The 12,965-nt window shown below is 44.7% G+C and carries 11 protein-coding genes; 9 read left to right on the top strand and 2 right to left on the bottom strand.

All coding sequences use genetic code 11. The features are described 5' to 3' along the window. From BLT91_RS32030 to BLT91_RS34035, 3 genes are all read left to right on the top strand, one after another. Positions 1–422 (top strand): IPT/TIG domain-containing protein (locus tag BLT91_RS32030; RefSeq protein WP_368086858.1); only part of this gene is annotated, 422 nt, incomplete at its 5' end. A 154-nt stretch (positions 423–576) separates the two neighbouring features. Beyond that, positions 577–1,332: a transposase gene (locus tag BLT91_RS34030; protein ID WP_368086859.1), complete on the top strand. Its 756-nt coding sequence runs from the start codon at positions 577–579 to the stop codon at positions 1,330–1,332. 13 nt (positions 1,333–1,345) lie between these two features. After that, positions 1,346–1,903 carry a transposase gene (locus BLT91_RS34035; protein ID WP_368086860.1) on the top strand — a complete coding sequence of 186 codons (558 nt, stop codon included), beginning with the start codon at positions 1,346–1,348 and terminating at the stop codon, positions 1,901–1,903. Positions 1,904–2,143: 240 nt separating this feature from the next. Here BLT91_RS34035 and BLT91_RS26740 read toward each other — a convergent pair whose 3' ends face one another. Together BLT91_RS26740 and BLT91_RS26745 are read right to left on the bottom strand one after the other, a co-directional pair. Next, complete coding sequence (locus tag BLT91_RS26740; RefSeq protein WP_090826843.1) at positions 2,144–4,057, bottom strand: tetratricopeptide repeat-containing glycosyltransferase family 2 protein; 1,914 nt, start codon at positions 4,055–4,057, stop codon at positions 2,144–2,146. A gap of 90 nt (positions 4,058–4,147) precedes the next feature. Continuing rightward, a complete protein-coding gene (locus tag BLT91_RS26745) occupies positions 4,148–5,173 on the bottom strand; it encodes a class I SAM-dependent methyltransferase (RefSeq protein ID WP_090826845.1) in 1,026 nt (341 codons plus the stop codon). A gap of 424 nt (positions 5,174–5,597) precedes the next feature. Between BLT91_RS26745 and BLT91_RS26750 the strand changes: the two genes are divergently transcribed. The 6 genes from BLT91_RS26750 to argC all read left to right on the top strand — a co-directional run bounded on the left by BLT91_RS26750 (position 5,598) and on the right by argC (position 12,945). Next, a complete protein-coding gene (locus tag BLT91_RS26750) occupies positions 5,598–5,795 on the top strand; it encodes a cold shock domain-containing protein (RefSeq protein ID WP_028556842.1) in 198 nt (65 codons plus the stop codon). 162 nt (positions 5,796–5,957) lie between these two features. Further along, complete coding sequence (raiA, locus tag BLT91_RS26755; RefSeq protein ID WP_090826847.1) at positions 5,958–6,506, top strand: ribosome hibernation-promoting factor, HPF/YfiA family; 549 nt, start codon at positions 5,958–5,960, stop codon at positions 6,504–6,506. A 250-nt stretch (positions 6,507–6,756) separates the two neighbouring features. Further along, complete coding sequence (secA, locus tag BLT91_RS26760; protein ID WP_090826848.1) at positions 6,757–9,276, top strand: preprotein translocase subunit SecA; 2,520 nt, start codon at positions 6,757–6,759, stop codon at positions 9,274–9,276. Between the two features lie 64 nt (positions 9,277–9,340). Further along, a protein-coding gene (prfB, locus tag BLT91_RS26765) for a peptide chain release factor 2 (protein WP_141225087.1) occupies positions 9,341–10,454 on the top strand; the annotation gives its coding sequence in 2 pieces (ribosomal slippage) (positions 9,341–9,412 and positions 9,414–10,454; 1,113 coding nt in all). Between the two features lie 80 nt (positions 10,455–10,534). Next, entirely contained in the window at positions 10,535–11,404 is an 870-nt protein-coding gene (locus tag BLT91_RS26770; protein WP_254777148.1) for a YitT family protein, read from the top strand. Positions 11,405–11,895: 491 nt separating this feature from the next. Further along, positions 11,896–12,945 carry an N-acetyl-gamma-glutamyl-phosphate reductase gene (gene argC, locus BLT91_RS26775; protein WP_090826852.1) on the top strand — a complete coding sequence of 350 codons (1,050 nt, stop codon included), beginning with the start codon at positions 11,896–11,898 and terminating at the stop codon, positions 12,943–12,945. Positions 12,946–12,965: the final 20 nt, after the last annotated feature.

Here is a 12,965-nt window from a genome sequence, read left to right on the forward strand (position 1 = left end):
ATAGTGGAGCGAACGTGACGATAAACGGAATAAATGCGTCTGTAACTTTTATGAATAGTACAAGTTTGAAAGTTACAGTACCGAGCAGCCCGACAATAGGAGTCGTACCTCTTATTGTTACGTTATCGAACGGACAGTCAGCATCGACAACCTTTACTTATGATAATGGACCGGTCCTTCCGGCGCCAAAGATCACAAGTATGTCGCTGATTACTGGTCCTGTCGGTTCTCTTGTCTATGTTAATGGTTTAAACTTTGCTAGTACTTCGAAGGTGTATTTTGGTGGAGTTCAAGCTACAAGCGTATATATGAACTCGAACAGTTTAAAGGTTACTGTTCCAAGCGGCTCCGGTGTCGTTAACGTCACTGTTGTCAACGCTGATGGACAAACAAGTAATGCTGTCTCATTTACGATTAATTAAAAAAACAAAAAAGAGGGTGTCCCAACAGCCATGAATTTGGCGGGGCACCCTCTTTTTACAATTTTGTAAAACAAAAAGAAACCGTTCCTTGGTAAAATGGAAGTGCGACCCACCATTTAAAAAGGAGACGGTTTCTTTGTACATTCAATATACCATGGATCAACTTACGTTGCCAATGGATCTGGAAGAAGATATTCCTCAAAATCACCTTGTTCGCATTGTGAACACCGCCGTGAATCGGCTGGACAATTCAGTCTTTGACGCCGCTTACCCCGGTGGTGGACGAGATAGCTATCACCCCAAAATGCTGACCAAAGTCATCATTTACGCCTACACCCAGCGCATCTACTCTTCTCGCCAGATTGCCAAGGCCGTCCGTGAGAATATCATGTTCATGTGGATTGCTGGCAGACAACGCCCGGACTTCCGTACCATTAACCGGTTTCGTTCCGAGCGGATGAAAGCTGTGTTAGAGACTGTCTTTACCGCGGTTCTTCAATTTCTGGCTGAGGAGAACTACGTGCAGCTTGAGCATTACTTTGTCGACGGCACCAAGATCGAGGCGAATGCCAATCGGTATACGTTTATTTCGGGTAAAGCCGTTGTAAAACATAAAGCAAAGCTTCAGGAGAAAGTGCAGACCTTGTTTGCTACTATTGAAGAGGCCGAAAAACACGAAGAAGGGGCCAATGGCCGACAGGATCTCAGAGAGCTGGAAGAATCGTCGAAAATCACAAGCGAAAAACTGGAGAACGCCGTCAAACAATTAGAAGAAAAGCTACTTGAAAAACCAAAGGACAAGCCACTGAAGAAAGCCGTGCGTATGCTCCGAAAGGACTTGCTCCCGCGCCTTCAAAAGTATGAAGCGCATGAAGGGATTTTAGGCAACCGGAACAGTTGGTCAGCTTAAGCCGGGTTACAACGTGCAGATCGGTACCGAAAATCAATTTATCCTTGGGTACAGTGTGCATCAAAGACCGACAGATACGCGTTGTCTCATCCCTCATTTAGAAAAAGTGAAGTCGCAACTGGGAAAAATGCCGGGCACAGTCATCGCCGACGCGGGATACGGTGGCGAAGAGAACTATGACTTTTTAGAGCAAAACGAAGCCATCGCCATTGTCAAATACAGCACCTACCACCGTGAGAAAAGCAAAGTGTGGCAAACGGATATTAGTAAAATCGACAACTGGACCTACAACGAAGAACAAGATACATGGACATGTGCAGCCGGACAAAACCTGGTTTTCCGTAGAGAGAGCAAGGAGAAAACAGAAAGTGGCTACGAAATTCAGCATCGTCATTACCGGAGTACAAGTTGTGAAGGATGTCCGCTCAAAGCCAAGTGTACGAAGGCTGAAGGAAATCGCGAGATTAAAGTGAGCATGAAGTATTTGAGATTAAAGAACCAGGCACGTGAAAAACTCCGTAGCGAGGAAGGCTATGCGCTAGCGGTTCGACGTATGATTGAACAGATCTGAAAAACAACCGTGGATTTAGAAGGGTTCTGCTTCGTGGCTTACCCAAAGTAAGTCTTGAGGTCGGGTGGCTTTCCCTTGCCCACAATCTGCTCAAGAAAGCAGCCGTAGATGCCAAAAACAAAGGAGCTAAGCGCGCACAAGCCGCTTAGCTCCTTTTTCATTCAATTATTTACCTTTTCTAACTATTGAATTTGTCCCGATCACTATTAGTAGTTACTTTTGAGACAGCCTCTTTGCTTTTTACAGAAAGATACACTGTGAAATAACAGGAAATTTCTTCATGTAAAAAGACTTGAAGTTTCGATAAGCTTCTGGGCTAGCATGCTCCTTGAAAAGCCCAATGATGTTATAGGAAGCTTCCATTTTAAATGATGCTTCAAGAAATGGAAAAGCTTCGACTGTATTTGCGCAATTGATATACCAGACCCCGACATTCTTAAGACCATTCGCATGAAGCAAGTTGTTTTCAAGGAGAACACTGTACAGATCAAGTGCCTGTTCATGAAGTCCACGAGTGTAAAACCAGTCAGCCATATTATTCAGAACGATTTCACTTGCCATATTTTGCATAAGGGACAAATAGATCTCTGTATATCCGTAACGCCAAAGCAGTTGCAATGTTTGCGTTAACTTATTCTCTTGGTTCGTTAGGACTTCGTTGTTCCAAGTTTTATTATTGATGGCTAACAAGGCTCCCTGCACGAGGGCGGCGCAAGCAGCGGTGTCTCCCGTGGCAGAATCAGCAATTGAGATTTCTTGATGAACAATGGCAGCGGCCATAGCAAGCGAATCTTCTAACGAAGCCGGTTGAAGAGAAGAAGAAGTCGACCTAGACCAATTTCGAAGCAGCAAATTTTGCCGCACGGTATCAGCATCATCCAGACGGAGGTCGAGCTGCTGCACTTCAGCAGCATACTTAGAAGCAAGTTCAATACTCCCGATTTTTAGGGCCATTTTATGTAATAACATTTTATTCATAGGTTGGTGAAGAGGATAAAGTTGTTCGATAATACTTGCTACTTGATCATACGATTCAGATTGAAGAAGAGCATCCATTAATAGCTGAAGTACAGTGTAATTTTTGGGTTGAACTTGCAGTGTTTTCACCCAGTGATGAATTGCGCCCGTAATATCGCCTTTTCTACGCTTTATCTCAGCAATGGATTGATGGGGGACAATTTTTCCATATAATGGTTTTATAACCCAATAAGGCGAACCTTTCTTTTCAGCTTCCTCTGCAATTTGAATACATTGTTGAAATACATTCTCAGCGGCGTTCCAGAGCCCGAGAGTTTCCAATAGTATACCTTCCATACATAGGAAATCTGTCCGGTCAGGTAGTAGTTTAATACCATTTCGAATATTTACATGTGCGTTCGAATAATTACCCTTCTTCATTTCAAGTAAGGCAAGACTTTCGAGCAGATAAAAATACCACGTATCCGACGGGCTGCTTCGTTCCAAGGACCTTCGGTAAACCTTCAGTGCTTCATCCTCACGGTTGACACCTACATATTCATTACCAAGTACGAAACAAAAGTAAGGATTGTAACGCTTTTCACCTACGTTCATTTTCTCCAAGATCGACAAATTGCGCTCCGATTTGTTTTTTTCCTGAACGACCTGTACCGTGTAGCCAGTATGGAAAATCACGAACGGATAAGGTGTGAAAGAAGGTGTACCAAAGTCGGACGTTAATTGTTCGTGAATAGGTTCGCTATATCGAATGGATTTACCATTGAGGAACAAGCGCGCTCCCATTGATTCGGTTACATTTGCTTCGTCGTTTCCGCTACCGCCAAAATTCATGATGTTCAGCACAAAACCGCAAGGCCTATCACTCTTATATTCCAGCAAATATTTTCTAAGTTTATCATGATCAGCGGGCTGAATATACTCATCTGCATCGAGAATTAATATCCAACGTCCCGAGGCATGGCGAATCGATTCGTTACGTGCAGCTGAGAAATCGTTCATCCATGAAAAATCATATATTTTGTCCGTATGACGAGCTGCAATCGCTTTGGTTTGATCTGTCGACCCCGTGTCAACAATAATAATTTCGTCGACAAGGGTTTTGACGCTTAGAAGGCATCGTTCAAGTACTTTTTCTTCATTTTTAACGATCATGCAAAGAGAAAGAAGGGGTTTCATTGATTTCCTCCAAGGAGTTGAAGAATAGTCAGGTATTTTAAAGCAAATATTAGTTTAAATCGGTTTAATTAAGAATAATGAACTGTTTGTTTATTTTTTAATAGCGGTTACCTCCATAGACCCGTTATAGTGGCCCGAAACATTGTAATCCACTACCTCGAAGCCCAAAATATCCAACCATTTTTTGAGAGAACGGAAGGAAAAGTAATTTATATGTTCAACAATTCTCCACATAGGGTCAGTATCTTTTTTTACCATGGAGAACGCACTTTCGAAATTGGGTGTGGAAATCCAAAGGACACCTTTGTCATTAAGAAGCGAATGTGCTTTACGTAAAGCTCGAATAGGATCAAACATGTGCTCTATGACATCGCCCATAATTAACACGTCGAATCTTTCCGCGGTTTCGAATTCAAGGAAATCTACCGTGTAGACTGGAATATCAAGCATATTGGAAACTGCTTTTGCATAAGGAGGTCGTATATCTAATCCTGTAACGTTGAACAAGAATTCCTTTGCGACCGCTGACAATTCACCTGCACCTACACCAACCTCAAGTAAACGGTCTCCAGGAGCTATAAAGGTGAGCTGCCCTATCATTCGACTGATGGTTGGGAAGAATGTTGTTTTTGGACTTAAGTTGAATTCAAAAGCACTATTGGTGAGTAGTTCGCCTAAGTTTACTGGATAGTTAAATGCGAATAGGTGATGACATGAATCACAGCACATCCAGAGACGGATAGGGTGAAAACCTGGGATAAAATCAATTGAAGTCGTAGTATTGTAAGTGGCGTATGGATGGCCTTTTTCTCCACACAGAGGACAATTTTCAATATGATTTTCTTGTGGTTCTGTGTAGTTGTATGTGTAAACAGGATGATCTTCTTTTACAAGTATTTGACTTAGCCGAGGATTGTTTTCAAAAGCTGTTCGAAAGTATTGAAAGGAAGAGATAGGGTCTCGAAGTCGGTTATATATCTCTCCTATCCGATAGCAAGATATTGCTGAGAGTTGCTGATTATTATCTATAATTTCCAGATATATGATCAATGCTTGCTCATCTCTAGTTCTTAGTAATCCTTCAGCCTCTTTAAACAAGGAAACCCAATCTGTCATCGTATTCTCCTTTAGTATGCCGTTTCTCTTACGTTGTGATGGACAATTCCTATACTACAAGTATTTATATAATATCGGCAAACATGATAGTCAACATGATAGCTTAATATAATACCATTTAATACATCTTTTAAAGAATCTGTGTCCTGCTCATAGAGTTAATTGAGGTCATTTACAAAACAGAGTTGCAAATCCAACCTGTGGATAATGTGCACAACTCTGTGCATAACTTTGTGAATAAGTTGTAAAGAAGTTTGATACGACAAGATTTTACAAATTTCGCAGTTATCCACGGCTTGTATATACGTGAATTTTCAAAATATTTCATCTAATGGTAAGTTAGAAATTGACAGGTCAAGCTAGCTGGTGATATAGTCAAAAAGTAAGGGCTTACATTTTTTAAAACGAAGGGAATGTGTACGTTATGCAAGGTAAAGTGAAATGGTTTAACGCAGAAAAAGGTTATGGTTTCATTGAGCGTGAAGATGGTGGGGATGTATTCGTGCATTTCTCAGCGATTCAATCAGAGGGATTCAAAACGTTGGACGAAGGTCAAGCTGTCGAGTTTGACATTGTGGAAGGCGCGCGCGGACCACAAGCAGCTAACGTAAGCAGACTATAACCATCCGGCACGGCCAGTGCCGCTTGAATACACCTACGAACTAGCACCCTGGGAATCGTCCTGGGGTGCTTTTTTGCATAATAGTAAGCACTTGAATTTAAAGGAATTATGAAGACGGGGTGGAATGTAGTATAATGTAAGCAGGAAGGGAGATGTTTAACTATGATGATTAGCATTCGCGGAGAACACCTTGAAGTAACTGAAGCCCTCAGGGACTATGTCGACAAGAAATTGAACAGACTAGAAAGGTATTTTGAAGCTCCCCTTACATCTGATGTACAAGTAAAGCTAAGTGTGATTAAAGGTTTGCAAACCATTGAGGTAGGCATTCCCCTAACAGGCGTGCTGCTGCGAGCCGAAGAACGCAACACGGATATGTACGCATCAATTGATTTGGTCGTGGACAAGTTGGAACGCCAGATTCGTAAGCACAAAACGAGGACGAATCGAAAAATTCGCCAAGATGGCGGCAAGCGTGATTTATTTAAGGTTGAAACGTCACCTGTCACTTATTTGGATGAGGAAGAAGACTTCGAACTAGTCCGCAACAAACGCTTCGATTTGAAGCCGATGGATGTGGAAGAGGCGATTCTGCAGATGAATTTGGTCGGCCATAGTTTCTTTGTTTTCTCAAATATGGAAACCGATACAGTAAACGTAGTCTACAAACGTAACGACGGCAAGTATGGTCTAATCGAACCGGCTATTTAGAAAATAATGGAGCCAACTTAGACATCCCTATAATGAAAAAAATGAGCTTGATTCGATTCTTTCGAATTAAGCTTTTTCTCATGCATGCAATCGGGACATCCATACAAATACTAAAGAAATAAGTAAAAATGTGATCCTTTTTTAAAGGTGTTTACAATTTATTAGCATGTAAAAAAGAGCGTTTGTTGCGGCAGGGCCGTCAAAAGTGGTACAATTTAAGGATACGAATGCAATGGAAAGGGGTTCACCGATGTTAGGACTAGTGAAGAAAATTTTTGGTGATTCCAATGAACGGGAAATTAAACGGATGCTGAAGGCCGTTGATTACATTAACGAGCTTGAAGCGGGCATTAAGCCGCTATCCGATGAAGAGTTAAAAGGCAAGACGGTTGAGTTCAGAAACCGCTTAGAAAAAGGCGAGGAACTGGATGATTTACTGCCTGAAGCTTTTGCTGTCGTTAGAGAAGCAGCTACACGTGTGTTGGGTAAACGCCATTATGATGTTCAACTTATTGGGGGTATGGTGCTGCACGAAGGCCGTATCGCTGAGATGAGAACAGGGGAAGGGAAAACGCTCGTTGGAACACTTCCTGTATATTTGAATGCCTTGCTTGGCAAGGGTGTACACGTGGTTACGGTCAATGACTATTTGGCACAGCGTGATAGCGCCGAAATGGGTCAGATCTATGAATTCCTCGGCTTGACGGTTGGGGTTAATCTGAATGACTTGTCTCATGAGGAAAAACAAGCGGCTTACGCTTGCGATATAACGTATGGAACGAATAATGAATATGGTTTCGACTATCTGCGTGATAACATGGTGCTCTACAAAGAGCAGATGGTTCAGCGTCCGCTGTATTTTGCGGTCATTGATGAAGTTGACTCCATTTTGGTGGATGAGGCGAGAACGCCGTTAATTATTTCGGGACAAGCTGCCAAGTCTACGGACCTGTACTACGCAGCTGACCGTTTTGTGGCAAAGTTGAAAGAAGAAGAAGACTATACGATTGATATTAAAGTGCGTTCCGTAGCTCTCACTGAAGAAGGTGTGGCTAAGGCAGAGCGTGCATTCGGTATTGAGAACTTATTCGATCATCAGAATGTGAGTATTAACCATCACGTGACACAAGCGCTTAAAGCTCGTTTCATCATGAAACGCGATGTGGATTACGTTGTACAAGATGATGAAGTCATGATTGTTGATGAATTTACGGGCCGTATTATGACAGGCCGTCGCTATAGTGATGGGCTGCACCAAGCCATTGAGGCCAAAGAGCAGCTGCAAGTTCAAAATGAGAGCATGACGCTGGCGACGATTACATTCCAGAACTATTTCCGGATGTACCGCAAACTGGCGGGTATGACAGGAACAGCGAAGACGGAAGAGGAAGAGCTCAAGAAAATTTATGGTCTTGAAGTTATCATTGTTCCGACGAACCGTCCGATGATTCGTAAGGATATGCCGGATGTGGTGTATAAGTCAGAGAACGGTAAGTTCAGAGCAGTTGTAGAGCAAATCGTTGAGCGTCATAAGCTGAACCAACCTGTGCTAGTAGGTACAGTGTCTATTGAGAACTCTGAACGACTATCGGAGATGCTCAAAAAGAAAGGTGTTCAGCACAAAGTACTCAATGCGAAGTATCATGCGGAAGAAGCCGAAATCGTAGCACGCGCGGGTCAACCGGGCTCTGTGACGATTGCAACGAATATGGCAGGTCGCGGTACGGACATTGTGCTCGGTGAAGGCGTACATGAAGCAGGCGGACTGCATATTATAGGTACAGAACGTCATGAAAGCAGACGGATCGATAATCAGCTGCGTGGACGCGCAGGACGTCAAGGTGACCCTGGTTCTTCGCAGTTCTATCTCTCACTCGAAGATGAATTGATGAAACGTTTCGGTGCGGAAAATATCATGGCGATGATGGACCGCCTCGGGATGGAAGAAGATCAACCAATCGAGAGCAAATTGATTTCGCGAGCGGTTGAGTCGGCCCAAAAACGCGTAGAGGGTAATAACTTCGACGTGCGTAAAGTCGTTCTTCAGTATGATGATGTCATGAACCAACAGCGTGGAATTATTTATAAACAACGTCGTGAGCTGCTGGAGTCCGATAACATTCGTGAAGTGATCGAAGGTATGATTACCTCCGTTATTGAGCGTGTGGTGAAGGCACATTGTCCGGAAGAACAAATTCCGGAGGAGTGGGAGCTTCATGAAGTAGCTAATTTCGTAAACAACAACCTGTTGAATGAAGAGACTCAAATTACGGATCAAGACATCTGGGGCAAAGAACAAGCAGAGATTATTGAATTCATTCAAGCTCTCGTAAGCAAGCGTTATGATGAGCGTGAGGAAGAGATTGGCGCAGAATTCATGCGCGAATTCGAGAAAGTTGTTGCTCTTCGTGCGGTAGACAGCAAATGGATGGATCACATCGATGCGATGGACCAGCTGCGCCAAGGTATCCACCTTCGTGCTTACGGTGGCACGGATCCACTTCGTGAATACCAATTTGAAGGCTTTGAGATGTTCCAAGAGATGATTGATAGTATTCGCGAAGAAGTCGCGATGTATATCATGAAAGCCAACGTTCAAAGCAACCTGGAGCGTCAAGCAGTAGCTGAGGGTCAAGCGGTTGATACGAAGAACGAAGCTGGCGGGAATAAACCGCTCGTGCGCGGCGATGAGCAGCGTATTGGACGCAACGACCCATGTCCATGCGGCAGCGGGAAGAAGTTCAAACAGTGCCACGGGCAAGGCAGCTAAGCTGTATAGCTTGCTAACTGTTATCCGGAAGCCTAGGCACAAGAGAATAAAAGAGGTGTAAGACATGCTGGAACCAGAAGTAAAACAGGACTTAAGAGAAACAGCAAAGCGACTAACCGAATTACGGGGGTCTCTTTGACTTAGATCATAAGCTTGAAGCAATCGGAGATTTTGAGGAAAAAATGGGGGCGCCTGACTTCTGGGACGATAATGATCGTGCCCAGAAGACTATCGCGGATCTCAACGCTATCAAGAGTGTCGTGGATCAGTTCCAAGGCTTTTCGAACGAGTTTGACGACCTGCAGGTCATGGTCGAGCTCGAGGAAGAGGAAAGCGACGCCAGCTTAGCGGCCGATATTGAATCCGGCATTGCTGCATTAAAGAAGAAGCTCGAATCCTTCGAGCTTGGCTTACTGCTCAATCAGCCGTATGACCGGCTGAATGCGATCTTGGAGCTGCATCCCGGAGCGGGCGGCACCGAGTCGCAGGACTGGGCGGAGATGCTGCTGCGCATGTACCGCCGCTGGGCGGAGAAGCACGGCTACAAAGTCGAGGTTCTCGACTATTTGCCCGGCGACGAAGCCGGCGTGAAGAGTGTCACGCTGCTGATTTCTGGCTTCAACGCCTACGGCTACTTGAAGGCGGAGAAGGGCGTACATCGACTCGTGCGCATCTCGCCGTTCGACGCCTCGGGCAGACGTCACACGTCTTTCGTGTCGTGCGACATCATGCCGGAGATCGAGGATGATACGGACGTGGGAGAGATTCGCTCCGAGGATCTCAAAATCGACACGTACCGCGCGAGCGGCGCCGGCGGTCAACACATCAACACCACGGATTCGGCTGTGCGGATTACGCACATACCAACGGGTGTCGTGGTGAGCTGTCAGCAAGAACGCTCGCAGATTAAGAACCGCGAGAAAGCGATGAAGATGCTCCGATCCAAGCTCTACGAGCGGAAGATCGAAGAGCAGCTGAAGCATCTCGCAGAGATTCGCGGCGAGCAGTCTGACATTGCCTGGGGCAGCCAGATTCGTTCTTATGTGTTTCATCCCTACAGCATGGTTAAAGATCACAGAACTTTAGCGGAGACAGGTAATGTAGGTGCGGTAATGGACGGAGATCTCGATACGTTCATTGATGCTTATCTACGTCATCAGATTCGTAAGCCGGAATAGACACGCATACATGGAGCAATTGACGTTCATCCTACACCTACAAGGTGTAGGATTTTTTGTGAGAGGAGGGTCTTTCTTTCGTGCCCAGAAGAGAACCGCGTATACGGATAGGAAGTCCTGCACATACCGTATTTGAATATATTTTGATGCTGATCGGTTCGCTGATTATGGCGGCTAGTTTTAATTGTTTTTTGAACCCGAATCAAATAGCCACGGGTGGGGTTTCAGGTATTTCCACGATCGTACAGCATTTGACGGGTCTGAGTCCAGCGATCACACAGTGGGCCCTGAACATTCCGATTTTCCTTTTAGCCCTATGGCTGCTAGGTGGACAATTCGGGGTAAAGGCCGCGGTCGGATCGGTCGTATTTCCACTGTGTGTACTCCTAACAAGCCATTTAGGTATTCCTACTCAAAATCCCTTGCTTGCATCTGTGTATGGCGGCATAGGCGTTGGGCTTGGACTTGGCATCGTCTTCCGAGGACGCGGCTCGACAGGCGGACTTGGATTGGCCGCGCAAATGTTACATAAATACACAGGCTTAAGTTTAGGCTTCTCGGTTGCGGTTTTTGATGGTTTGGTGATCGTAAGCTCAGCGCTGGTGTTCACACCAGAGAATGCGCTGTACGGGCTGATCGGGTTATTTGTCACCACGAAAACGATAGATGTCGTTCAGCTCGGCTTCAACTATGCTAAAGTGGCCTTCATCATTTCCGATCATCAGGATGCGATTCGTAAAGCGATTTTATATGATTTGGATCGTGGACTTACGGAGCTTAATGGGTCCGGAGGATATACAGGGGAGTCGAGAACGGTCATGATGGTCGTTGTGAAACAGAATGAAGTTAGTCGATTGAAAGCTTTAGTGCAGTCTGTAGACCCGCAGGCTTTTGTTATTTTGAGCGAAACGAATGAGGTATTAGGAGAAGGCTTTAAGAAACATGCATAGAGAAAGACTGTGACGAAGCAGAATTGTGTTTGTAAAAAGTAGAAAAGATTGGCGCACTCAGGTGCGTCTTTTTGTTTGTAACCTGGTAAATGCCTGAGACCGTTGTGGGCAAATTGTGGATAAGTTGTGGATAAGCTAACTGCTTACCCACATTCGTCAAAAATGGGCAGGAACAGAGATACAAAATTTGCTTGTATGACGTGCAGTTTGGGATAATAGATTAGTGATATTTGCTCAGAAGGGTATTCGAATAAAATGGTTTTTTTTTATGCACATGTAACGATTATTCGATGCATATTATGTATACTTCTGGTCAAATGACATGGACATATAGGAGAAAAGGCCCGTCTTTCTCTACATGAAAAATCCTTGAAACGCCGTGCTGGTATGCAATTTTACCATGAAAAAGTGCATAAAAAAATTCATTGAATTATTATGTATACGACTGTATAATAATACATATATTTTGAGGACGTCTGGGGGAAATTCAAATGAGTCATGGCGTTAGAGCGGCTATTATTGGGGCCACGGGTTATGGTGGTGCGGAGTTGATTCGTCTATTGCAGGCGCATCCGTTGGTTCAAATCACTTCGGTGATCTCTACTTCTAATGCGGGAGCGCCGCTTGCGGAGCATTTTCCACATTTGCAGGAAGTGGTTGTGGATATTCTGGATGTACTTGATGTTGAATTGATCGCAAGCAAAGCAGACGTGGTATTCTTAGCGACACCTGCCGGTGTGAGTGCAGAACTTTCACCGAAGCTATTGGCAGCTGGGCTGAAGGTCATTGATATTTCTGGGGATCTAAGGCTTAAATCGGGTGCGGACTATGAAAAATGGTATAAAAAGCCGGCAGCTTCTGAGGAAGCATTGGCGCAATCGATTTATGGTTTGTCCGAAGTATTCGGCGACGAAGTGAAGGGCAGCGATTTAATCGCTAATCCAGGCTGTTATCCGACTGCTACGCTGCTCGGTCTAATACCTGCCGTTCAAGCAGGCTGGATTGATCCATCGACGATTATTATTGATGCCAAATCGGGTGTATCCGGAGCAGGACGCAGCGTCAATCTAGGTGTGCACTACGCGGAAGTGAATGAAAATCTTACGGCATATAAAGTGAATAAGCATCAACATATTCCGGAAATAGAGCAGGCGCTCAGCCGCATTGCGGGTAAGCCAGTTGTGACAACGTTCACGACACACCTCGTGCCGATGACGCGCGGTATTATGTCCACGATGTATGCAACTGTGAATGGTGAGCACACCGAAGCGGATTTCATTGAGTTGTACCGTCAGTTTTATGAAGGGCGTAAGTTTGTACGGATTCGTCAAAATGGGAAGCTCCCTTCGACGAAGGAAGTATACGGCTCCAATTACTGCGATATCGGCTTTGCGGTGGATGAGCGGACAGGGCGTGTAACTATCGTTTCCGTTATTGATAATGTGGTTAAAGGCGCTGCTGGTCAGGCCATTCAGAATTTGAATATCATGCTAGGCTGGGACGAAACGACAGGGCTGTTGTTCGCACCCGTGTATCCATAACGAGAAGATGAGGACAGGTG

It is taken from the genome of Paenibacillus sp. yr247 (assembly GCF_900103825.1).
Lineage (GTDB): Bacteria > Bacillota > Bacilli > Paenibacillales > NBRC-103111 > Paenibacillus_E.